Here is a 23,541-nt window from a genome sequence, read left to right on the forward strand (position 1 = left end):
CTTCGGCCGGGCGGCGGGGAACCCGGGCGAGACTCGGGCGGTAGGGGATGTTTTGCTCAGATTTGCGGGAGTGGAGAACGGTCGGATGCGAACAGTGACGCTACGGATCCGGTCAGTAGGTACCGCCCCGCCCGTGCCGGTCCCGGCGGACCAGGTGGCGGCGGGAAGCGGGATGTTCTCGGGACGGCGACCGGTTGTCGGTGGGGCACCCTAGACTCGGAGAGCGATGAGCAGCCTCTTTGACGACAGCTTCCTGGCGGACCTCCAGGCCCCGCGCGGCCACGCGGAGGAACCCCCGCCACCGCCCGAGGACGATCACGCTCCGGAGTCGATTCCGGACGATCTGTTCGGCGGGAAGTTCGACGTGCCCCCGGACCGGGACGCCCACTACCGCGACGGCGCCCCGCGCCCGGTGATCGACGCGGCCGCACTCCTGGAGGGGCTCAACGACAACCAGCGCGCCGCCGTCGTCCACTCCGGCACCCCGCTGCTCATCGTCGCCGGCGCCGGCTCCGGCAAGACGCGCGTGCTCACCCACCGCATCGCCCACCTCCTCGCCGAGCGGCACGTCCACCCCGGCGAGATCCTCGCGATCACCTTCACCAACAAGGCCGCGGGCGAGATGAAGGAGCGCGTCGAGCAGCTCGTCGGCCCCCGGGCGAACGCGATGTGGGTGATGACCTTCCACAGCGCGTGCGTGCGCATCCTGCGCCGCGAGAGCAAGAAGCTCGGCTTCACGTCCTCGTTCTCGATCTACGACGCCGCCGACTCCAAGCGCCTGATGGCCCTGGTCTGCCGTGATCTGGACCTCGACCCCAAGCGCTACCCGCCGAAGTCCTTCAGCGCGAAGATCAGCAACCTGAAGAACGAGCTGATCGACGAGGAGGACTTCGCCGCCCAGGCCACCGACGGCTTCGAGAAGACCCTCGCCCAGGCCTACGCCCTCTACCAGTCGCGGCTGCGCGAGGCGAACGCCCTCGACTTCGACGACCTGATCATGACGACGGTCAACCTGCTGCGCGCCTTCCGCGACGTCGCCGAGCACTACCGCCGCCGCTTCCGCCATGTCCTGGTCGACGAGTACCAGGACACCAACCACGCCCAGTACACCCTCGTCCGCGAGCTCGTGGGCACCGCCGAGCACCCCGTCGACGTACCGCCCGCCGAGGACGACGTACCGCCGGCCGAACTGTGCGTCGTGGGCGACGCCGACCAGTCGATCTACGCCTTCCGCGGCGCGACGATCCGCAACATCCTCCAGTTCGAGGAGGACTACCCGGACGCGACGACGATCCTGCTGGAGCAGAACTACCGCTCCACCCAGACCATCCTCTCCGCCGCCAACGCGGTCATCGAGCGCAACGAGTCCCGCCGCCCCAAGAACCTGTGGACCAACGCGGGCACGGGCGCGCGCATCACCGGCTACGTCGCCGACACCGAGCACGACGAGGCGCAGTTCGTCGCCGACGAGATAGACCGCCTCACGGACGCCGCCGAGGCGAAGGCCGGTGACGTCGCCGTCTTCTACCGCACCAACGCCCAGTCCCGTGTCTTCGAAGAGGTCTTCATCCGCGTCGGCCTGCCCTACAAGGTCGTCGGCGGTGTCCGCTTCTACGAGCGCAAGGAGGTCCGGGACGTCCTCGCCTACCTGCGGGTCCTCGCCAACCCGGAGGACTCCGTCCCGCTGCGCCGCATCCTCAACGTGCCCAAGCGCGGTATCGGCGAGCGCGCCGAAGCCATGATCGACGCCCTCTCCCAGCGCGAGAAGGTCAGCTTCCCGCAGGCGCTGAAGCGGGTCGACGAGGCGTACGGCATGGCCGCGCGCTCGACGAACGCCGTGAAGCGGTTCAACGCGCTGATGGAGGAGCTCCGCACGATCGTCGAATCGGGCGCCGGCCCGGCGACGGTCCTCGAAGCGGTCCTCGAACGCACCGGCTACCTGGCCGAGTTGCAGGCGTCCACCGATCCGCAGGACGAGACCCGGATCGAGAACCTCCAGGAACTCGCCGCCGTGGCCCTGGAGTTCGAACAGGAACGCGGCGCGGACAACGCCGGCACCCTGGCCGACTTCCTGGAGCAGGTGGCGCTGGTCGCCGACTCCGACCAGATCCCCGACGAGGACGAGGACGGCTCCGGGGTCATCACCCTGATGACCCTGCACACCGCCAAGGGCCTGGAGTTCCCCGTCGTGTTCCTGACCGGCATGGAGGACGGCGTCTTCCCGCACATGCGCGCCCTCGGCCAGACCAAGGAACTGGAGGAGGAACGCCGCCTGGCCTACGTCGGCATCACCCGCGCGCGGGAGCGGCTCTACCTGACCCGGTCGGCGATGCGCAGCGCCTGGGGGCAGCCGTCGTACAACCCGCCCTCCCGCTTCCTGGAGGAGATTCCGGCCACCCATGTCGACTGGAAGCGGACGGGCGCGGCCTCGCGCGTGTCCTCCGGTCCGGTGTCCGCGGTGGCGGCCTCGCTGTCCTCGTCCCGCTCGCGTTCCTCGGCGGCCGGCGCGTCCGGCTTCGCCACGCGGCGGACGGCGGAGAAGCCGGTGGTCTCACTGGCCGTCGGCGACCGCGTCACCCACGACCAGTTCGGGCTCGGCACGGTCGTCGCGGTGAAGGGCACGGGCGCCAACGCGGAGGCGACGATCGACTTCGGCGAGGCCAAGCCGAAGCGGCTGCTGCTGCGGTACGCACCGGTGGAGAAGCTCTAGCCGGGATCCGCGCCCGCGCCTGAAGACCGTGCACGCAAGGAGCCCCCGCTCGTGCAGCGGGGGCCCGGAAGCCGTGCGGTGTCCTGCAAGCCCGTACGGCGGGAGTTCGCGAGCTCGACAGCCGGTCGGAGCCGGACCGGTCACGCGTCGGACCGGCCGTGCGTCGGACCGGTCATGCGTCGGACCGGTCATGCGTCGGGCCCGATCCGGAGTCGGTCGGGCCGGGGCCGGGTTACGTCGGGTCGAGGTCGTGGCTGCGCAGCCACGACAGCGGGTCGATCGCCGAGCCGCCGCTCGGCCGGACCTCGAAGTGCAGGTGGGGGCCGGTCGAGTTGCCGGAGCTGCCGGAGTACGCGATCGGGTCGCCGGCCTTGACGGTCGTCCCGGAGGCGACGCGGTAACTGGAGAGATGGCAGTACCAGGTCTCCGTGCCGTCCTTCGCCGTCACGATCATCATGTTGCCGTAGGCGCTGTTCCACTGGGTGCGGACGGTGCCGTCGGTCGCGGCCATGACCGTGGTGCCGTAGGAGACCGGGAAGTCGATGCCGGTGTGCTGGGACATCCAGTTGACGCCGGCCTGACCGTAGTAGGCGCTGAGTCCGTGCTGGCTGACGGGGAGGGCGTACTTGGGGCGCAGCCGCTCCTTGCGGGCCGCCTCGGCCGCCGCCTTCTTCTTCTCGGCCTCCTGCTGCGCCTTGAGGTCGATACGTTCCTGCGTCCGGCTGGCGCGGTCTGCGAAGTCGTCGGCCTCGGCGGTGAGGGTCTCGAGCTGGCTGTCGAGCTTGTTGTTGGCGGCGGACGGTTTCACCGCCTGCGCGTCCGACGCGGCCGCCGACGTTTCCTTGTCGTCGCCGGTCAGGGTGCCGACGGAGGCGGCGGCGATACCGGCGACGCCCATGACGCAGGCCGAGGGCACGGCCACCGTCAGCAGCGCGGAACGCTTCGGGGGCGTACGGCGCCGGGAGCGGCCGGAGTTACGGGCGGCAGCGCGGGAGGTGGGGGCCGGGGCGACGTCCTCCTGGTCGTCGAGGAGGGGAAGCGCGGAGACGGCGGGCAGCTCACCCGTCGCGGTCAACTCGCCTTCGCCCGACGGGTTCTCCTCGTACGCGGCGGGCTCGTCGTAGGCGCCGTGCTCGTAGTCGGTCCGCTCGAAATCGGTCCGCTCGAAGTCGGGCTGCTGGTAGTCGCCCTGCTCGAAGGTGGTGGGGCCCTGCTGGTCGAAGGGCGGCTCGGCGGACTGCTCGTAGGCCTCGGGGTCCGGGGCGTCGGCGCCGTCGGAGTTCCACTGCGTGGCGTCGTAGGCACCGGTGTCGAAGGCCTGCGTGCCCCATTCCCACTGCTGGGTCCGGTCGGTGGGCCCGCCGGACCCGTCGGGCTGGAGCCACGCGCTCGCGTCCCACTGCCCGCTGGTGTCGGGAGCCGTGGCCTGGTGCGGGATGGCCGACAGCGGCTGCTGGTCCGGCACCTGCTGGTGGCCCGTGGTCCAGGCGGTGGTGTCGTACGCGCCCGTGTCGTAGGCGGCCTGGTGCTGGGCCGCGTACGGGTCGTAGTCCAGAGTCTCGTGGCTGCCCGTGGACCACTGGCCGGTGTCGAACGCGCCCGTGGAGGCGCCGTCGCCGGGGAGGTTGCCGAAGAGCGGGTCGGCCGCGAAGTGGCCGGTGGGGTGCGCGCCGGTGTCGTAGGCGTCGGGGCTGGTGAAATCGCCGTACTGGGCTTCCGTGGAGCTGAACGACGCGTAGTGCGCCGCGTCTGCGTCGGAAGCCGGAGCCGGGGTGGTCAGGGTCCCCGACGGGTGACGATCGTTCACCAACTTCTCTCTCGCCTCGACGACAGGGGCTGCCAGAGCAGTGCGGCGACTGTACCCGGCGGTACGCGGGCACGACAATCTTCGTCAGGTTTCGTGCTCGCGGGAAAGGGGCAATCGGCCCTGTTTCGGGGGAGGGTGGACGTGACCTTGGCCCTATGTTCGAAGCACGTTCGATAATGTGGGGGCGGAGAAAAGGGTCCGACCGCTGTGCGGGCCGGTGCCGGGCGGGTGCGGGCGGGTGCGGGCGGGTGTCCTCAGGCGACCGTGAGGCCGTCGGCGTGCCCGGTCGTCGGAGTGAGCGTGGCGCGTCCCGCCCCCTCGTCGTCGAGGGCCTGCCGTATGCCGGTCGCGACGGCCGGGTGCACGGTCAGGGCGAGATGGCCGATCCCGCTCACCTGCACGTTCTCGGTCAGCAGGTCGGGGTGGTCGATCCGGGCCGTCTCCAGCGGGTCCATCAGGTGGTCGAGGTCGCTCCAGAAGCTGACGAAACGTGTGCGGCAGCCGGGGGCGGGCCGGGACAGCTCCTCGATGACCGCCGAGCCGGGGCGCATCTGGCGCACGATGGGGTGGGCGTTCGCCAGCCGGGCCACCCGGGTGCCCGAGTGCGGGGTGCCGAGGGTGACCAGCGTGCGTACGCGCGCGTCCCCGCCGAGCCGCTGTGCGTAGTAGCGGGCGATCAGGCCGCCGAGGCTGTGCCCGACGACGTCGACCCGGTCGCTGCCGGTGCGCTCGCAGATCTCCTCGATGTGCCGGCCCAGCAGCTCCGCCGCGATGCGGATGTCGCAGGTCAGCGGAGAGTAGTTGAGTGACTCGACCCGGTGCCTGCCGTGCTGGGCGAGGCTGCGGCGCAGCAGGACGAAGACGGAGCGGTTGTCGATGAAGCCGTGCAGCAGGACGACCGGGGGCAGTGGCCGTGCGGGCAGCCGGGCCGGGTCCTCGGCGCCGCCCGTCGCGGGCAGTGCGGGGGCGCCCTCATCGCGACGCTCCTGGGCGATGCCGGAGGGGTAGAGAATCAGGTGTCCGGCAAGGATGGCGATGTCCAGCGCGGTCGCCTTCAGGAGAGTCACGGAGAGTGCCGCCGGCCTGTCCGGCAGGAGGCGCCGGCACCACGGTAGTAAGGGCTGCACCATCCACGTGACCTGCATGGCCGACCTCCTGTCGGCACGCCGAGGACGTCTCTGTCCCCCGTGTGCCCTAGGGGAAGTCGCGGCGGAGGAGGCCGGCGTCCTGCGCCGATGCGCCGCACCGCCACGGCGCGCGGCCTGCGACGCGGCGGTGTGGCGACCCCGTTGCGGCTCCCGTTGTACGCGGTTTCCTCGGGTTCCCTCTCTGGGCGAAAAAGAACCGCGTGCGGTGAACGTGTCCCACTGTGTGATTTCCCCCTCGCCGCGTACCGCGAAACTGCCGGTTACGGGATGCTGGAGATAACGTTCGTTCACTTTCCTCGGCCGGTGTGGTGCTACCGCTCGCCGACGCGGGGAATGGGGGGTACGGATGGATGGAGTCGCTTCATGGAGGCAGTGATGGGTGTGACAGCCGGTCCGATCCGCGTGGTGGTGGCCAAGCCGGGGCTCGACGGCCACGATCGTGGGGCCAAGGTGATCGCGCGGGCGCTGCGCGACGCCGGCATGGAAGTCATCTACACCGGGCTCCACCAGACTCCCGAGCAGATCGTCGACACCGCGATCCAGGAGGACGCCGACGCGATCGGCCTGTCCATCCTCTCCGGAGCCCACAACACGCTCTTCGCCGCCGTGATCGAACTCCTCGAGGAGCGGGACGCGGCCGACATCCTCGTCTTCGGCGGGGGGATCATCCCCGAGGCGGACATTCCGCCGCTTAAGGAGAAGGGCGTCGCGGAGATCTTCACGCCCGGGGCGACGACGGCTTCGATCGTGGAATGGGTGCGGGCGAACGCCCGGCAGCCGGCTGCCTCCGGCGGGTGAGGCGAGGCCCCTCCGGCGGGTCCCGCCGAGGCGGCGGAGCCCCTCCGACGGATCCCGCAGACGAGGCGGAGCCCGTTCGATGGGTCCCGCCGACGCGGCGGTGGGGTGCCGAGCGCGCGGGAAGGCGTCGGTGGATGACGGTGGGTGACGGTGGCGGGCGCCGGTGGTGTGGTCCGTATGCGCGGGCGGCGACGCGGGCGCGTGCCGGTGGTGTGGTCCGTATGCGGGGGCGGCGGCGCGGGCGCGTGCCGGTGGGGTGTCCGTATGCGGGGGTGGCGGCGCGGGCGCGTGCCGGTGGGGTGTCCGTATGCGCGGGCGGCGACGCGGGCGCGTACCGGTGGCGTGGACGGAACGGCGTCGTCACGGGGCCAGCTCCTCCGCCATCACCGCGCGCAGCCGCAACGTCGTCCTCAGTCTCTGGAACGCCTCCGCCCAGTAGCCGCCCGCCCCGGGTGACGCGTCCTCCGATTCGTCCGGCACTGCCAGCAGGCCGTCGAGGCGGCCGGCCTCCGCGGGGTCGAGACAGCGTTCGGCCAGGCCCATCACCCCGCTGAAACTCCACGGATAACTCCCCGCGTCGCGTGCGATGTTCAGCGCGTCGACCACGGCGCGGCCGAGCGGCGGAGCCCACGGCACCGCGCACACCCCGAGCAGTTGGAACGCCTCGGACAGACCGTGCGCCGCGATGAACCCGGCCACCCACTCGGCCCTCTCGCCCGTCGGCAGAGTGCCGAGCAGCTTGGCCCGCTCCGCGAGGGACACCGCGCCCGGCCCGCCCGCCTCGGGAGCCGACGGAACCCCGAGCAGGGCCCGCGCCCAGGCGGCGTCCCGTTGTCTCACGGCGGCCCGGCACCACGCCGCGTGCAGTTCACTCATCCAGTCGTCGGCCACCGGCAGCGCGACGATCTCTCCCGGCGCCCGGCCGCCCAGGCGCGCCGGCCATGCGGTCAGCGGGGTCGCCTCCACCAGCTGGCCCAGCCACCAGGACCGTTCACCCCGGCCGGTCGGCGCCTTGGGCACCACGCCGTCGCGTTCCATGCCCGTGTCGCACTCGTGCGGCGCCTCCACGACGATCGTCGGCGTGTCCCGCGTGCGGTCGACGGCCACGCACGCGCCGGCCCGCACCGCCATCCGCGCGGCGAGCGCCGAGCCCGGCAGCGCCGACAGCAGTTCGGCGGCCGTGGCCCGGACGTTGCGGCTGCGGTCGGCCAGGGCCTGCTCCAGGAACGGCTCGTCCCGGGGGCCGAGGCCGCTGCGCAGCGAGTCCAGGAACATCAGCCGGTCCTCCGCACGCTCCGTCGGCCAGGTGGCCGTGAGCAACGCGCGGGCGGCGTCGGGATCGCGGGCCCGTATCGCCGCCAGGAGCGCGACCCGCTCGGCGAACAGACCCTCCTGCCAGAGCCGGTCGACACGGTCGGTCTCCTCCGGGCCCGGCAGTGACGCGCCGGCGCCCGGAGTCGCGCGCAGGGCGAACCGCCAGTCCGGGTTGAGCCCGGCCAGCCACAGGGCTCTCGGGCCCGCGAACTCCAGCGCCGCCGGGCGCAGGTCCGTCCGCCCCCGGGCCGCGTCGAGCAGTGCGGGCAGGGCCTCGGCCGGTGCGGCGAACCCCCGGGCGTTCGCCGCCGCCAGCCACTGGGGCAGCAGCTCCATCAGATCGGGCGCGGTGCCCCTGCGGCCGCCCCCGCCGGTGCCGGGGCGGTCGGCCAGCAGCAGGGAGAGCCTGCGGGCCGCGGGAGCGGGCAGCACCGGACGCGGGTCCGGGGGCGCCGGATCCGTCCGGGGCGCGGCCCGCCCCGGACGCAGACCGGCCCGACGCCGTACGGTCTCGGCGGCCGCCGCGTCCAGGAGGGCGGCCGGCGCGTTCCGGCCGGAGGCCGCTCCCGGGGGCGTACGCCGGTCCGTGCCGAGGAGAGCCGCGGTGACCAGGTCTTCCCAGGTGGTCGGTGGGGAGGTGAGGGCAGCCGGGGTGCCGTTCATGAGGTTCCCTTCCGTCCCGAGGGGGTGTGCGTGGCCGGAGGAACGGCCGGGGCGGTCGGAGTCGTGTCCGCTCAGCACAGGCGTACCGCCTCTGCGTGATCCGACGGCCAGGCCGTGAGGGGGGTGAAGCCGCGGTGGCCGCACTCGCCGAACACCGTGACCGGGTGGCCGCCGGAGAGGGCGACCAGGCGCCACAGGCCGGGGCGGGACACGGCTGCCGGCGTGAGCGGAAGGGCGGTGTCCCCGTCGGTGTCCGCCAGTTGCCAGGAGGCGCCGTCGGGGGCGGGGACGACGCCGCCCAGGGTGACGGGGACGGAGTCCAGCCAGGGGTCGTCGCGCAGGGCGGCGCCGTAGCGGGCCGCTGCCTCGGCCGTCGTCACGCCGGGCGGTCGGACGCCGGTGGGGGCGGGCGGGGCGAACCGCTCGCCCAGGGACGCCCTCCGCTGCCCCGAACCCGGGTAGGCGGACACCTCCGCGTCCACGGCCAGGCCGACGGGCAGCGCGAGCTCGGGTGCGCGGCCTGCGGCGCCGTAGGAGAGGAGGAGGACCGTACGGCCGGAAGCGGCGCCGTGGAGCCAGACACGGCGGGTCGTCAGTTTGGCGTCCCCCGTGTCGTACTGGGCGAGGACGAGCCAGTCGTCACGCAGCGGCGGTCCGTCCGGCGAGGCGGGCAGACCGACACGGGTGCGGACCGTCGCGGCCAGTGCGTCCGGCAGACGGTCTCGGTGCAGCCAGCCCCGGTCGAGAAGGTGGAGCAGCGCGCACTCCTCCAGCAGGCGCACCGGCCAGCCGGGGCCGGAGGCCGGGATCGCCCCCAGCTCCCGCACCCGAGCGGCCAGTCCGGGTGCCTGGGCGTCGACCATGCGGGCCGCGGTCTCCTCCCACGGCCCGTATCCCGCCTGCTCGGCCGTGGCCAGGCCGGAGCGCAGCAGGTCGGCCAGCCGCTGTTCCAGCTCCGTCGTCCCCGCGGTGATCCGCTCGGCGCGGCGCTCGGCTCTCCGGCGGGCCGCCTCCGGATCGGCCGAGGCGGCCGTGGAACCCGGCGTCCCCGCTTCCCGTTTCTCCCGTGTACGCCCGCGCCGTGCCGTGATCCACTCCTCGGCCCAGTCCGGTGCCGCCTGTCCCGCGGGCACCGCGGCTTCCCCGCCCGACCACAGCAACAGAAGCCCGAGCGCGTGCTTGCACGGGAACTTACGGCTCGGACAACTGCACGTGTACGCGGGCCCCGCAGCGTCCGCGACGTCGACGACCGTCTGATACGGCTTGCTGCCGCTGCCCTTGCACAGCCCCCACACCGTCCCCTCGTCGGAACTCCCCGTCCCGGACCACGGACCCGCCGCGCCGAGCCTGCTTCCCGCCTTGCGTGACGCGACGTCAGGCGCCAGTGCCAGCACCTGGTCCGCCGTCCAGCGCACCCCCTGCTGAGTCATGTCCCCGAAGGTAGATCCACCCACTGACAATCGCTCCGGCCGCCGGTCGGGCTGCCGGTCCGGCAGCCGCTCCGCAGCAAGTCCGCAGACGGTCGGGCGGCTGGTTCGGCGGCTGGTTCGGCACCTGGTCCCACGGCTGGTCCGGAGGCCGGGTCCGGACGGCGTTTCCGCAGGTCGGAACGGATTGTCAGTGCCGTGGTGCACGGTGGACACCAGATCCGAACCGGCCGAGCTGGAGGGGGCCTCAGCCATGTCTCTGCCCGTCGACCCGACGGCGTCCGTCGATCCGGTGACGTCCGTCGCCCCGATGCCCGCGCAACCGCGTCACAAGCAGCCGCAGCCGAGCGAGGAGCAGCCGGTGCATGAGGAGCAGGTGAGCAAGGAGAGGCAGGTGAACGAGGAGAGGCAGAGGCAGGTGAATGAGAAGACGCAGGTGAGCGAGGAGAGGCTGGGGAGCAGGGAGCAGCAGGGCGGGGTGCTGCGGCCGCACGCCGAGGACGCCTTCGCCGACGAACTCGCCGCCCTGGCCGCGCAGGACGACCGCCCGCGCCCGGCCCGCTGGAAGCTGTCTCCGTGGGCGGTCGCCACGTACCTCCTCGGCGGCACCCTGCCGGACGGCACGGTGATCTCCCCGAAGTACGTCGGCCCGCGCCGGATCGTCGAGGTCGCCGTCAGCACACTGGCGACCGACCGGGCCCTGCTCCTGCTCGGTGTGCCCGGAACCGCCAAGACCTGGGTCTCCGAGCACCTCGCCGCGGCCGTCAGCGGCGACTCCACCCTGCTGGTGCAGGGCACCGCGGGCACCCCCGAGGAGGCGATCCGCTACGGCTGGAACTACGCCCGACTCCTGGCGCACGGCCCGAGCCGGGACGCCCTCGTGCCCAGCCCGGTCATGCGGGCCATGGCGGAGGGGATGACGGCGCGCGTCGAGGAGCTGACCCGCATTCCGGCCGATGTGCAGGACACCCTCATCACCGTCCTGTCGGAGAAGACGCTGCCGATACCGGAGCTGGGGCAGGAGGTGCAGGCCGTCCGCGGATTCAACCTCATCGCCACGGCCAACGACCGCGACCGCGGGGTCAACGAGCTCTCCAGCGCCCTGCGCCGCCGGTTCAACACGGTGGTGCTGCCGCTGCCGGCGAGCGTCGAGGCCGAGGTCGACATCGTCACGCGGCGCGTCGAGCAGATGGGCCGCTCCCTGGAGCTGCCGGCCGGACCCGACGGCGTCGACGAGATCCGCCGGGTGGTGACCGTCTTCCGCGAGCTGCGCGACGGGATCACGTCCGACGGGCGTACGAAGGTGAAGTCGCCGAGCGGCACCCTGTCGACGGCGGAGGCGATCTCCGTCGTCACCAACGGACTCGCGCTGGCCGCGCACTTCGGCGACGGCGTGCTGCGGCCGGGCGACGTCGCCGCGGGCATCCTCGGCGCGGTCGTCCGTGACCCGGCCGCCGACCGGGTCGTGTGGCAGGAGTACCTGGAGGCGGTGGTCCGGGAGCGGGACGGCTGGACGGACTTCTACCGGGCCTGCCGGGAGGTGAGTGCGTGAACGGCACCGACGGCGACCGGGAGCGGGACGTGAGGGGTGCGATGGGATGCGGGGCTGCGCGGCCGGCGCGGCCGGGGGACGACGACACGACGTGGACCCGCAGGCGGAGGGGGACGGGATGACGGGCCGGGAGGGGGCCGTGGACGCGGACGACGACCAGCCGGTGGCGTGGCAGGTCGTCCCAGGGGAGGCCGTCCCGGGGGAGGCCGTTCCGGGGGAGGCCGTTCCGGCAGCGCCAGGCGGCGGGAGGGCCGGCGGCCGGAGGGCCGGCCGGGGGAGGGCGCGCGGTCGCTGGGCCGGTGCGGGGGAGGCCCTGTTGCTCGGGGTGCGGCATCACGGGCCGGGGTCGGCCCGCGCCGTCCGGGCGGCGTTGGAGGCGGCGCGGCCCCGGATCGTCCTGATCGAGGGGCCACCGGAGGCCGACGCGCTGATCCCGCTGGCGGCCGACGAGGACATGCGGCCGCCGGTGGCGCTCCTCGCCCACGCCGTGGACGAGCCCGGACGGTCGGCGTTCTGGCCGATGGCCGAGTTCTCGCCGGAGTGGGTGGCGATCCGGTGGGCCCTGGAGGAGGGGGTCCCGGCCCGCTTCATCGACCTGCCGGCCACGCACACGCTGGCCTGGGACGACGGAGGGGACGGAGACAGAGGAGGCGACGGGGACGAGAGGGACGCGGGGGACGACGGGGAGGCGGGGGAAGCGGGGAGCGCGCACGGCGGGGAGGGGGGCGAGGGGGCCCAGGAGGGTGAGGGGAGCCCCTCGGGCGTGGACGGGATCCGTGTCGACCCCCTCGCCGTGCTCGCCGACGCCGCCGGCTACGACGACCCCGAGCGCTGGTGGGAGGACGTCGTCGAGCACCGGCGCGCCCGGGAGCGGGACCCGTTCGCACCGTTCGCCGTACTGGAGGAGGCGATGGGAGCCCTGCGGGAGACGTACGGCGACACGGGGAACGGCCGGGACGCCGTAAGGGAGGCGTACATGCGGCTCCAGGTGCGGGCGGCACAGCGGGAGTGCGGCGACGGGGACGTGGCCGTGGTCTGCGGGGCCTGGCACGTGCCCGCGCTGCGGCGCAGGACCGGCGTCGGCGCCGACCGGGCGCTGCTCAAGGGGCTGCCCAGGGTCAAGGCCGACCTGACGTGGGTGCCGTGGACGAACCGCAGACTGGCGCGGGCCGGGGGATATGGCGCCGGGATCGAGTCACCGGGCTGGTACGGGCATCTGTTCGCCGCGCCGGACCGGCCGGTCGAGCGATGGCTGACCAAGGTGGCGGGCCTGCTGCGCGAGGAGGACCGGATCGTGTCCTCGGCGCACGTCATCGAGGCGGTACGGCTGGCCGAGACGCTCGCCGTGCTGCGCGGCAGACCACTGCCCGGCCTCGGCGAGACGACGGACGCGGTGCGGGCGGTGCTGAGCGAGGGGTCGGAGGTGCCGCTGGCGCTCGTGCACGACCGGCTCGTCGTCGGGGACGCGCTGGGCGAGGTGCCGCGCTCCGCGCCCGCGGTGCCGTTGCAACGCGACCTCGACCGGTTGCAGCGCAGGCTGCGGCTCAGACCGGAGGCGCTGGAGCGGGAGGTGGAGCTCGACCTGCGCAAGGAGAACGACGCCGAGCGCAGCGGACTCCTGCACCGGCTGCGGCTGCTGCACGTCCCTTGGGGGGAGCCGGTGGCCTCGCGGGGCAGCACGGGCACCTTCCGGGAGACGTGGCGGCTGCGCTGGGAGCCGGAGCTGTCCGTGCGGGTGGCCGAGGCCGGGGTGTGGGGGACGACCGTGCTCGCCGCCGCGACCGCCAGGGCGGAGGCGGACGCCGTGGGCGCGCGCACCCTCGCCGAGGTGACCGCGCTCGCCGAGCGCTGTCTCCTGGCGGGCCTGCCGCAGGCACTGCCTGCGGTGATGCGGGTCCTCGCCGACCGGGCGGCGCTCGACACGGACGTCGGCCACCTCGCCCGAGCGCTGCCCGCCCTCGTCCGCTCCCTGCGCTACGGCGACGTGCGCGGCACCGACACCGGCGCGCTCGCCGACGTCGCCGCGGGCCTCGCCGAGCGGGTCTTCGTCGGTCTGCCCCCGGCCTGCGCCGCGCTGGACGCCGAGGCGGCCGAGGAGATGCGGGGACACGTGGACGCGGTGCACGGGGCGGTGGGGCTGCTGGAGGAGGCGCTCGGCCCGGGAGGGGAGCGGCCGGCCGGCACCCCGGCGCACCGCGGCCCCGGCCCGGGAGACCTGCGGGGCCGCTGGCGGACCGTGCTGCGGGGGCTGTCCGGGCGGGACGCGGTGGCGGGCGTCGTCCGGGGACGGGCCGTGCGGTTGCTGCTGGACGAGGGGGAGGTGGACGGGGACGAGGCGGCGCGGCTCATGGGGCTGGCCCTGTCGTCGGGGACGCCACCGGGGGAGGCGGCCGCCTGGATCGAGGGGTTCGTCGGCGGCGGCTCCGGCGGCGGGCTGCTCCTCGTGCACGACGAGCGGCTGCTGAGCCTGGTCGACGGATGGCTGACGGGGGTGCCGGCGGAGGCGTTCACGGATGTGCTGCCGCTGCTGCGGCGGACGTTCTCGGCGTACGAGACGGGGGTGCGCAGAACGCTCGGGGAGCTGGCGCGGCGCGGTCCCGGCCGGCACCGGAGCGGGGTGGGCGCGGGTGACGGGAGACCCGGTTTCGCGGCCGGACTCGACGCGGGGCGCGCGGACGCCGTGCTGCCCGTGGTGCGGCTGCTGCTGGGGCTGAACGCGGAGGGGCGGCCGCAGGACCACTACGACAACGACGGGGTGAGGGCGGGCGGATGACGACCGAGAGGACCGATCCGGGAGAGACGGAGTCCCGGCAGGAGCGGCTGCGGCGCTGGCGGCTCGTGCTCGGGGGCGAGGAGGCGGACGGCACCGGGTGCGCGCTGTCCGGGCGGGACGCCGCCATGGACGGGACGCTCGCCGCGCTCTACGGGAGACGGGACGAGGCGCGGACGGGCCGGGACCGGTCGGCGGGGCTCGGTGCGTCGGCGCCGTCCGTGGCGCGCTGGCTCGGCGACATCCGAACGTACTTCCCCTCCTCCGTCGTCCAGGTCATGCAGCGGGACGCCATCGACCGGCTCGGGCTGGCCACGCTGCTGCTGGAGCCGGAGATGCTGGAGGCGGTCGAGGCCGACGTGCACCTCGTCGGCACGCTGCTCTCCCTCAACAAGGCGATGCCGGAGACGACGAAGGAGACGGCGCGGGCCGTCGTGCGCAGGGTCGTGGACGACCTGGAGGAGCGGCTCGCCACGCGGACCAGGGCCACGCTCACCGGCGCCCTCGACCGCAGCGCGCGTGTCTCCCGCCCCCGCCACCAGGACATCGACTGGAACCGCACCATCGCCGCCAACCTCAAGCACTACCTCCCCGAGCACCGCACGGTCGTGCCCGAGCGGCTCGTCGGATACGGGCGGGCTTCCCGGTCCGTGAAGAAGGAGGTGATCCTCTGCATCGACCAGTCGGGGTCGATGGCCGCTTCGGTCGTCCACGCCTCCGTGTTCGGTGCGGTGCTGGCCTCCATGCGGTCGATCAGCACCCGGCTCGTCGTCTTCGACACGGCGGTCGTCGACCTCACGGACCAGCTCGACGACCCGGTGGACGTCCTGTTCGGCACCCAGCTCGGCGGCGGCACCGACATCAACCGGGCACTGGCCTACTGCCAGTCGCAGATCACCCGGCCCGCGGAGACGGTGGTCGTGCTGATCAGCGATCTCTATGAAGGAGGCATACGCAACGAGATGCTGAAGCGGGTCGCGGCGATGAAGGCGTCGGGCGTGCAGTTCGTCGCGCTGCTCGCGCTGTCGGACGAAGGGGCGCCCGCCTACGACCGGGAGCACGCGGCCGCGCTCGCGGCGCTCGGCGCACCGGCGTTCGCCTGCACGCCCGATCTCTTCCCGGAGGTGATGGCCGCGGCGATCGAGAAGCGCCCGTTGCCCGTGCCGGACGGGGAGTACCGGACGGGGAGTAGAGGAGTGTGAAGAAGCGCGCGGGTGAGAAAAGGGACATGCCTGCCCATCGGTAACGGGGGGCTTGCGTAACCTCGGCACCCCCGTGCAAGGATCAGCGCCTCCCCTCACCTCGTTCGTCGCACGGGAGGATCCTTTCCTTGGCCTGGCCTGCCGCGTTCTCCGCTGCCGTTCTGCGCGTTCCTCGCGCGGCGGCCGGTCGGCGTGCGCTGAGGGTCGCCCTGCGGGGCGCGCTGCTGGCGGGCGGGCTGTTCGTGCTCGGGGTCCTCTTCGGGGGGCACGCGCAGGCGGCTGACGGGGCGTCGGCATCGACGGCGTCATCCCTGGCGATACCCGTGACCGCGTCCGTGGCTGCGCCCGGGTCCGTGCCCGAGTCCGCGAACGTGACGGTGCCGGTGTCCGTGCCGGTATCGGTGCCGGGGACGTCGGGGGCCGCGGCGGTGACTTCCGTCGGTGGCGGGGTCGTACGGTCGGCCGGTGAGGTCGTGGCGACGGTGACGGCGGAGCCGGCCGAGGTCCGGGTGGATGTGCCGCCCTTGTCGTCCTCGCCCCTCCTGCCGGGCCTGCCAGGCCTGCCGGACCTTCCCGCTCTTCCGAGCCTTCCCACTCTTCCGAGCCTTCCCGCTCTCCCGGACCTGCCGGAGCTGCCGGGCCTTCCGACGCTGCCTTCGGCGCCGTCGCTTCCCTCGCTGCCCTCCCAGCCCTCTCAGCCGTCCGAGCCGTCTCAGCCGTCCCTCCCGACCGTGCCGGACGGCCCGTCGTCGCCGGCGCTGCCGTCGACGCCGACGGACTCGGTGGAGCAGCCGGGCGGCACGTCGGCGACGCCCGTGGCGTCGACGCCGGACACGGTTTCGGGTGTCACCCTGGCGCCGTACGGTCCGGCGAGCGCCGTGGGCGGGGTCGGGGCGGGTGCGATGGCGCACGTATGCGTGCACCGGGACGCGCACGCCGGTGCGGTGTCGGCGCGCGCCGGCCACCTTCCCGCACACCGGGCGCCCGCCGGTCACCCCGACGGTGCGCTGGGCAACGCGCCGGTCGTCGACAGCGGCTCGGCGCGGCACGGCGACGCGCACGCCGTGACCCTCTCCGACCGGGTGCCGCTGCGGCTGGTGCCCGGCAGCGCCGTGCGTGCCGGCGCGGCCGAGACCCGGGACAGGTACCGGGACATCCCCGTCTTCCCCGGCTAGGGCGGACCTCCCCACCCGTAGACCTGCCGCGCGGGGGCGGATACAGGTCTGCCCGCCCGCCCGGAGCCCTTCTCCAGCGCTTCCGCTGCCCGCTCCGGTGCCGGGATGTCCCCAGCCTTCCGAAGCCTCGGAACCCAAAGATCTAAGGATCTGACGTACGCATGGACAACAACATCCGTCGTTCCGCCGCCACGGTCACCGGCAGCACCAACAGCACCAACAGCACCACCAGCATCAACAGCACCTCCAGCATCAACAGCACCTCCAGCATCAACAGCACCTCCAGCATCAACAGGGCCTCCGGCGTCCGTGGAGCGCAGGCCGTCCTCGGCGCCAGGGCGGCGCGGGCCGCCCTCGCCGCGGCCAAGGCGAAGGCGTTCCGGTCCGTTGTCGCGTCCGCGGGCGACCTCACCGGCAGGGGTGGCTTCTCCCACGGGTGGGCCGAGGCCGTCGTGTTCACGGCCTACCCGTGGGCGGTCGAAGCGGGCGAGCCCTCAGCCGCCCACAGCGTCTGAGCCGTCCCATCTCCTGACCTGTCACCCACTCCCCACCACACACCACACCACCCGTTCAGCACCACACACCACACCACCCGTTCAGCCCAGGGACACCACCTCCCCACCGCACCCTCCCCATCCCCCACGCCTCCCCCCACTCCCCAGTCCCTCACCTCCCACCCCCACCCCGCGCAACCAACGAATGCGCGAAGTCCGCTTCCGCAGGGCACAAGGACTCGGACGGCCGAAAGCCGTCGGCCGTGTCCGGCCGTAGGCCCGGCGGACCGGGCGGGACGTCCTCATTGGGGTGATGACGACCCGCCCCAGCCCCCTACGGGGCTGCATCAGGGGCCTCACCGGGCGAACCCCAGCCCGGTGAGGCCCCTCACCTGCGGCACGGCGTGCCAGTGATCCAGGCATCATGTGACAGGTATCACCGCTCAGGTGTGACCCGCGATTTAGAGGGCCCCCGGAAGCAGCGATAACCTGCGAGACGGACATGCCGCGCGCTCGGACACCGTGTGCGCTTCCCTTGTGACACATGCGGTCGTCACGTTGCCCTTCGCGGCACGCCCACGCATCCAACGAACCGCGAGATCACTGATAGGGACGGAAGCGCGTGGACCTGTTCGAGTACCAGGCGAGGGACCTCTTCGCCAAGCACGATGTACCGGTGCTGGCCGGTGAAGTCATCGACACGCCTGAGGCGGCGCGCGAGATCACCGAGCGGCTGGGCGGCAAGTCCGTCGTCAAGGCCCAGGTGAAGGTCGGTGGTCGCGGCAAGGCCGGTGGCGTCAAGCTGGCCGCCACCCCGGACGAGGCCGTCGCCCGCGCGACGGACATCCTCGGCATGGACATCAAGGGCCACACGGTCCACAAGGTGATGATCGCCGAGACCGCTCCGGAGATCGTCGAGGAGTACTACGTCTCCTTCCTCCTCGACCGTGCCAACCGCACCTTCCTCTCCATCGCCTCCGTCGAGGGCGGCATGGAGATCGAGGAGGTGGCGGCCACCCGCCCCGAGGCGGTCGCCAAGACCCCGATCGACGCCATCGACGGCGTGGACGAGGCCAAGGCCCGCGAGATCGTCGCGGCCGCCAAGTTCCCGGCCGAGGTCGCCGACAAGGTCGCGAACGTCCTCGTCAAGCTGTGGGACACCTTCATCAAGTCGGACGCCCTCCTCGTCGAGGTGAACCCGCTCGCGAAGGTCGCCTCCGGTGACGTCATCGCCCTCGACGGCAAGGTGTCGCTCGACGACAACGCCGAGTTCCGCCACCCCGAGTTCGAGGAGCTCCACGACAAGGCCGCGGCCAACCCGCTCGAGGCCGCTGCCAAGGAGAAGGGCCTCAACTACGTCAAGCTCGACGGCGAGGTCGGCATCATCGGCAACGGCGCGGGCCTGGTCATGTCGACCCTGGACGTCGTCGCGTACGCCGGTGAGCAGCACGGCAACGTCAAGCCCGCCAACTTCCTGGACATCGGTGGCGGTGCCTCCGCCCAGGTCATGGCGAACGGTCTCGAGATCATCCTCGGCGACCCGGACGTGCGCTCCGTCTTCGTCAACGTCTTCGGTGGCATCACCGCCTGTGACGAGGTCGCCAACGGCATCGTCCAGGCTCTGAAGCTCCTGGAGGACCGCGGCGAGGAAGTCACCAAGCCGCTCGTCGTCCGCCTCGACGGCAACAACGCCGAGCTCGGCCGGCAGATCCTCACCGACGCCAACCATCCGCTGGTCCAGCGCGTCGACACCATGGACGGCGCGGCCGACAAGGCCGCCGAGCTGGCCCACGCCGCCAAGTAAGCACTCAGGACGAGGACACCAACACACCATGGCTATCTGGCTCAACAAGGACAGCAAGGTCATCGTCCAGGGCATGACCGGCGCCACCGGCTTGAAGCACACCAAGCTCATGCTCGGCGACGGCACCAACGTCGTGGGCGGCGTGAACCCGCGCAAGGCGGGTCAGTCCGTGGACTTCGACGGCACCGAGGTACCCGTCTTCGGCACCGTCAAGGAGGCCATCGAGAAGACCGGCGCCAACGTCTCCGTCATCTTCGTGCCGGAGAAGTTCACCAAGGACGCGGTCGTCGAGGCCATCGACGCCGAGATCCCGCTGGCCGTCGTGATCACCGAGGGCATCGCCGTGCACGACACGGCCTCCTTCTGGGCGTACGCCGGCAAGAAGGGCAACAAGACCCGGATCATCGGCCCGAACTGCCCCGGCATCATCACCCCGGGCGGCTCGAACGTCGGCATCATCCCCGGCGACATCACCAAGCCGGGCCGCATCGGCCTGGTGTCGAAGTCCGGCACGCTGACGTACCAGATGATGTACGAGCTCCGTGACATCGGCTTCTCGACGGCCGTCGGCATCGGTGGCGACCCGATCATCGGCACCACGCACATCGACGCGCTCGCCGCGTTCGAGGCCGACCCCGACACCGACCTGATCGTCATGATCGGCGAGATCGGTGGCGACGCCGAGGAGCGGGCCGCGGACTTCATCGCGAAGAACGTGACCAAGCCGGTCGTCGGCTACGTCGCGGGCTTCACCGCCCCCGAGGGCAAGACGATGGGCCACGCCGGTGCCATCGTGTCCGGTTCGTCCGGCACCGCCCAGGCGAAGAAGGAGGCCCTCGAGGCCGCGGGCGTCAAGGTCGGCAAGACGCCCACCGAGACGGCGAAGCTGGCCCGCGAGATCCTGGCCGGCTGAGTTCTCCCGCCTGACGCCGGTGGGCCCGTCCCTGCACAGGGGCGGGCCCACCGGCGTTCGTCTGCCCGTGGGGCGGGGCGTTCACCTGGTCTCGGGGACGAGCCGTTCCGGGCCGTGGGCCGACTCCGAGCGCAGCTTCGCCCGCAGGGAGAGCTTCGCGTCCGACAGGGGGCCGGGAGCCGGCTTCGGCGGGACGCCCTGAACCGTTTCGCCCGGGGGGACCGGCGGCTCGTACCGGGTGGGAGCCGTGTAGAGGGTCAGACAGGTCGCGCCGATGAGGGCGACCGTGAAGGCGATGGCCGCGCGGGTCCACTGGCGGGCGCGGTGCTCGCTGCCCCTGCGTACGGCGGTCGGCTTGGCCGCGCGGAGGCGCTCCGCGGCGGCCATCTCCGCCAGGCGCCGGTGCAGTGCGGCGGGGTCCGCCAGGGAGGGCAGGCGGGAGGCGATCACCGCGCGGGCGTGCAGCAGGCGGTTGGCCGCCGCGGGCGTGCTCGCCTCCGTCTCGGCAGCCGTCTCCGGCAGGTCCAGGCCGACGCCGTCGTACAGCAGCAGGGTGCGGCGGTGGTGCGGCGGGAGGGTCAGCAGCACGTCCATCAGCGCGCGGTCGGCAGCGGCGGCCGGCGGGGGTTCGGGGTGGCGGAACCTGGGGCGGAACTGGTGCCAGGGCGAGAGCGCGTACTCGTACGCCGCCGCCCGCACCCAGCTCGCCGGGTCGGGGTCGACGGCCACCTCGGGCCAGCGCTGCCAGGCGAGTTGGAAGGCCCGCTCGACGGACTCGCGCGCGAGTTCGCGGCGGCCGGTGAGCAGGTAGGTCTGGCGTACCAGGGCCGGGGCGCAGAACGCGTAGAGGGCGTCGAACGCCTGAGCGGGCGTCAGGAACGAGGAGCGGGGGCTGCTCGGCGGTGAGGCCCGCCCGGCTGCCGCACCGACCCCCCGGGCGGCAGCCGCTCCGGCCCGCGGGGCGGCCGCCGTGCGGGTTCGCGGGGCGGCCGCCGTGCGGGTTCGCCGGGTGGCTGCCGCGCCCCCGGCACCTGGGGTGGGTGCCGCGCTCCCGGCACTTGGGGTGTCTGCCGTACCCCAGGCACTTGGGGTGGCTGCCGTGCCCCCGCCACTTGGGGTGTCTGCCGTGCCCCCGCCACTTGGGGTGTCTGCCGCGCCGAGCCCTGGCGGGGGCTGCTCGGTGGGTGCCGCACCGGCCTCCGGGGTGGGTGCCGCACCGGCCTCCGGGGTGGGTGCCGCACCCGGCTCCGCACCTTCCACGGGGGCGGACTCCGTACCTCGCACGGCGGAGGGCTCCGCACCCTCCGTCGCCGTGGGCTGCTTCCCTTCCGCCGCCGCGGACTCCGCGCCCTCCGTGCTGGCGGGGGGCGGCGGTGCGGAAGCCGTGGCGGTGGTCGTGTTCCCCCGGGGCCGCGCTTCCGGACGGGCCGTCACTTCCGCGTCGTCCGAGGGGTGTACCGGCTCGGACAGCAACTGCGCGTACGTTTCCCGCGCCCGGCCCCGTGGAGTCGAGCGACCGGTCTCCCACCTGCGCACCAGATCACGGCTGACGCCCAGCCGTGCGGCGACCTGAGCCTGTGTCAGCGCGCGCTCCTCGCACAGGCGTCGGCGTCCCTCGGGTGGGGGGAGCGGGGTGTCGGAGTCGTGTGTCACCGGTCGCCCCTTCGTACGAAAAAGTACATAAACGTATATTGAGCGACACAGCGGAAGTTTGCCTGTTGCGACGGAAAGGCGCGTGTCGTTGGCAGCATGACGACGTGATCCAGATGACCGCTCGCCGCTCGTTGTCGCCGCTGCTCACCCGGGTGCGCGACCGCTCGCCCGGACTGGGCGCCAGCCTCCTGGGCGGGGTGCTGGCGGCCGGGCTGGGGCTCGGTTCGTTCGCCGTCCTCGTCATGGTGCTGTGGATCAGTTCGCCCTATCCCGACAGCGGTCCCGGCGGCGCGCTGCACGTCGCCGCCGCGCTGTGGCTGCTGGCCCACGGGGCGGAACTGGTGCGCGCCGAGACGCTGTCCGGGGTGCCGGCGCCGGTCGGTGTCACGCCGTTGCTGCTGCTCGCCCTGCCGGTGTGGCTGGTGCACCGGGCCGCGCGGGACGCGGTGTACGGGGGTGAGGGGGAGGAAGCGCCGCTGGTGGGCGGGCGGACCGCATGGCTCGGAGTCGTGGTCGGGTACCTCGCGGTGGGGGCGGGCGCGGCGGTGTACGCGAACGGGGGTGTGCTGCGGCCGGCGTGGGGGTGGACGGCGGTGTGTCTGCCGGCCGTCGTGGTGGGGGCGGCCGGGGTGGGGGTGTGGACGGCGTACGGGCGTCCGCGGGGCCCGGCCGGCGGTGTGCTGCTGGTGATGCCGCGGCGGGTGGGGCGTCTGGTGCTCGCGGCGCAGGGGCGGGAGTGGGCGGGGGTGGCGCTGCGGGCGGCCGGAGCGGGGATGGCGGTGCTCGGGGGCGGCGGCGCCTTCCTGGTGGCGGTCTCCTCGATGTGGCACCTCGGGGCGGCGCGCGGGGCGTTTCTCCAGCTGACGGAGGGGTGGTCGGGGCGGTTCGCGGTGCTGTTGCTGTGTCTGGCGCTGGTGCCCAACGCGGCGATGTGGGGGGCGGCGTATGCGGTGGGACCCGGATTCGTCCTCGGGACCGGGCATGTGGTGGGGCCGCTGATGTCGGATCCGGCGCCCCTGCTGCCGCCGTTCCCGCTGCTCGCGGCGGTGCCGGAGGCGGGGGCCGGAGGGCCGTGGAACTGGGCGGCCGGGGTGGTGCCGGTCCTGGCCGGCGGCACGGTGGGCGTCTTCGTCGGGCGGGCGGCCGCGGAACGGTCGTGGCGGTGGGCCGTAGGAGTGGTCCTGCTGGCGGGGCTGGTGGGCGGGGCGATGTCCGGGGTGCTCGGCGGGATGGCGGGCGGACCGCTCGGTGTGGCGGGGATGGCCCGGTTCGGGCCGGTGGGGTGGCAGGTGGGGGCCGCGGTGCTCGGGTGGATCGTGGCGGTCGGGATGCCGGTGGTGCTGGTGGCACGGGCCTGGCTGCGCCCGAGCCCCGGAGCGGTTCAGGGGGGCGGGGCGGCGCAGGGGGGCGGGGTGGCACAGGTGCCCGCACCGGTGACGGTTCCGGCGCCCGCGCGCGTGCCCGTGTCGGCGGGGGCCGTCCCCGTACCCGGGGAGTGGGACGCGGCGTACGACGCCCGGCGGGAGGACGACGACTTCGGATGCGAGCCGTACGACGCGGAGAGCACCGGGGCGGGCTGGTACGGCGACGAGGCGAGGGAACTGCGGTGGGCGGCCCTGCGGGAGGCGGCAGCAGGGGAGGAGCCCCCGGCCCCGGCCCCGAGCCCGCACCCGACCCCAGACCCGGCCCCCGCCCCGACACCCGAGCCCCGATCGGAGCCGGCGCCGGCGCCCGAGCCGGCGCAAGTGGCGGAGCCGGCGCCAGCGCCGGAGCCGCGATCGAAACCGGAAGACCCACCGCTCCCGGAGAGCCGATCGGAGCCGTCGGACAAGCCGGCGGACAAGCCGGCGGGCAGGCCGGCGGGCGAACCAGCGAGCAGTCCAGCGGCCAAGGCGTCACGCATGACGCCGGACATGACGCCGGACATGAGGCCACGCATGACGCCGGACACGGCGGCGGCCAAGGCATCGCACAGAGCGCCGCACGGGACGACGGACAGGACGACCGACAGTACGACGGACATGACGCCCCACTGAAAGGCGCCCCCGGACCCGCCCCCGGACCCGCCCCCACTCAGCCGCCCGCTCAGCCGCCCACTCAGCCGCCCACTC

16 protein-coding genes and 1 pseudogene are annotated in these 23,541 nt (G+C 73.5%); 10 read left to right on the forward strand and 7 right to left on the reverse strand.

What is annotated here, in order from left to right; genetic code table 11:
- The first annotated feature begins 226 nt into the window (after positions 1-226).
- Positions 227-2,710 carry a DNA helicase PcrA gene (gene pcrA / locus ACFV9M_RS17530; RefSeq protein WP_385072402.1) on the forward strand — a complete coding sequence of 828 codons (2,484 nt, stop codon included), beginning with the start codon at positions 227-229 and terminating at the stop codon, positions 2,708-2,710.
- A gap of 232 nt (positions 2,711-2,942) precedes the next feature.
- Here the strand turns inward: pcrA and ACFV9M_RS17535 are convergent, their stop codons facing one another.
- Together ACFV9M_RS17535 and ACFV9M_RS17540 are read right to left on the reverse strand one after the other, a co-directional pair.
- Positions 2,943-4,517, reverse strand: coding sequence for a M23 family metallopeptidase (locus ACFV9M_RS17535; RefSeq protein WP_385102487.1), 1,575 nt, complete (start codon positions 4,515-4,517; stop codon positions 2,943-2,945).
- 254 nt (positions 4,518-4,771) lie between these two features.
- On the reverse strand, positions 4,772-5,662 hold the full coding sequence (locus ACFV9M_RS17540; RefSeq protein WP_385072405.1) for an esterase/lipase family protein: 891 nt from the start codon (positions 5,660-5,662) through the stop codon (positions 4,772-4,774).
- A 378-nt stretch (positions 5,663-6,040) separates the two neighbouring features.
- Between ACFV9M_RS17540 and ACFV9M_RS17545 the strand changes: the two genes are divergently transcribed.
- A complete protein-coding gene (locus ACFV9M_RS17545; RefSeq protein WP_385072408.1) occupies positions 6,041-6,463 on the forward strand; it encodes a cobalamin B12-binding domain-containing protein in 423 nt (140 codons plus the stop codon).
- A gap of 360 nt (positions 6,464-6,823) precedes the next feature.
- Here the strand turns inward: ACFV9M_RS17545 and ACFV9M_RS17550 are convergent, their stop codons facing one another.
- Entirely contained in the window at positions 6,824-8,440 is a 1,617-nt protein-coding gene (locus tag ACFV9M_RS17550) for a DUF5691 domain-containing protein (protein WP_385072410.1), read from the reverse strand.
- 71 nt (positions 8,441-8,511) lie between these two features.
- The gene (locus ACFV9M_RS17555; protein ID WP_385072413.1) at positions 8,512-9,870 is read right to left on the reverse strand and encodes an SWIM zinc finger family protein; all 1,359 of its coding nucleotides are present in this window, start codon (positions 9,868-9,870) and stop codon (positions 8,512-8,514) included.
- Positions 9,871-10,120: 250 nt separating this feature from the next.
- Between ACFV9M_RS17555 and ACFV9M_RS17560 the strand changes: the two genes are divergently transcribed.
- The 3 genes from ACFV9M_RS17560 (at position 10,121) to ACFV9M_RS17570 (ending at position 15,391) form a co-directional block, all read left to right on the forward strand.
- A complete protein-coding gene (locus ACFV9M_RS17560; RefSeq protein ID WP_385072416.1) occupies positions 10,121-11,419 on the forward strand; it encodes an AAA family ATPase in 1,299 nt (432 codons plus the stop codon).
- Between the two features lie 313 nt (positions 11,420-11,732).
- On the forward strand, positions 11,733-14,192 hold the full coding sequence (locus ACFV9M_RS17565; RefSeq protein ID WP_385072445.1) for a DUF5682 family protein: 2,460 nt from the start codon (positions 11,733-11,735) through the stop codon (positions 14,190-14,192).
- Complete coding sequence (locus tag ACFV9M_RS17570) at positions 14,189-15,391, forward strand: VWA domain-containing protein (RefSeq protein WP_385072418.1); 1,203 nt, start codon at positions 14,189-14,191, stop codon at positions 15,389-15,391. The genes ACFV9M_RS17565 and ACFV9M_RS17570 overlap by 4 nt, the downstream gene beginning before the upstream one ends.
- 712 nt (positions 15,392-16,103) lie before the next feature.
- Here ACFV9M_RS17570 and ACFV9M_RS17575 read toward each other — a convergent pair.
- Positions 16,104-16,241 carry a hypothetical protein gene (locus ACFV9M_RS17575; protein ID WP_385072421.1) on the reverse strand — a complete coding sequence of 46 codons (138 nt, stop codon included), beginning with the start codon at positions 16,239-16,241 and terminating at the stop codon, positions 16,104-16,106.
- 52 nt (positions 16,242-16,293) lie between these two features.
- On the opposite strand from ACFV9M_RS17575, the gene ACFV9M_RS17580 reads away from it, so the two are divergent.
- From ACFV9M_RS17580 to sucD, 4 genes are all read left to right on the forward strand, one after another.
- Positions 16,294-16,566, forward strand: a complete 273-nt coding sequence (locus tag ACFV9M_RS17580) for a hypothetical protein (protein ID WP_385072424.1) — start codon at positions 16,294-16,296, stop codon at positions 16,564-16,566.
- Positions 16,567-16,727: 161 nt separating this feature from the next.
- Positions 16,728-17,081, forward strand: coding sequence for a hypothetical protein (locus tag ACFV9M_RS17585; RefSeq protein ID WP_385072427.1), 354 nt, complete (start codon positions 16,728-16,730; stop codon positions 17,079-17,081).
- A gap of 601 nt (positions 17,082-17,682) precedes the next feature.
- Positions 17,683-18,864 (forward strand): ADP-forming succinate--CoA ligase subunit beta, encoded by a 1,182-nt coding sequence (sucC, locus tag ACFV9M_RS17590; RefSeq protein ID WP_385072430.1) that lies wholly within the window; start codon positions 17,683-17,685, stop codon positions 18,862-18,864.
- A gap of 28 nt (positions 18,865-18,892) precedes the next feature.
- Positions 18,893-19,777 (forward strand): succinate--CoA ligase subunit alpha, encoded by an 885-nt coding sequence (gene sucD / locus ACFV9M_RS17595; protein ID WP_385072433.1) that lies wholly within the window; start codon positions 18,893-18,895, stop codon positions 19,775-19,777.
- 81 nt (positions 19,778-19,858) lie between these two features.
- Here sucD and ACFV9M_RS17600 read toward each other — a convergent pair whose 3' ends face one another.
- Positions 19,859-21,037, reverse strand: coding sequence for an RNA polymerase sigma factor (locus tag ACFV9M_RS17600; protein WP_385064160.1), 1,179 nt, complete (start codon positions 21,035-21,037; stop codon positions 19,859-19,861).
- 219 nt (positions 21,038-21,256) lie between these two features.
- A pseudogene (locus ACFV9M_RS17605) lies at positions 21,257-21,430 on the reverse strand (helix-turn-helix domain-containing protein); the annotation flags it as partial.
- Positions 21,431-21,543: 113 nt separating this feature from the next.
- On the opposite strand from ACFV9M_RS17605, the gene ACFV9M_RS17610 reads away from it, so the two are divergent.
- Positions 21,544-23,466, forward strand: a complete 1,923-nt coding sequence (locus ACFV9M_RS17610; RefSeq protein WP_385064162.1) for a DUF6350 family protein — start codon at positions 21,544-21,546, stop codon at positions 23,464-23,466.
- Positions 23,467-23,541 lie beyond the last annotated feature (75 nt).

The sequence above is a fragment of the Streptomyces sp. NPDC059895 genome, assembly GCF_042731035.1.
In the GTDB taxonomy this organism is placed as follows: Bacteria; Actinomycetota; Actinomycetes; order Streptomycetales; family Streptomycetaceae; genus Streptomyces.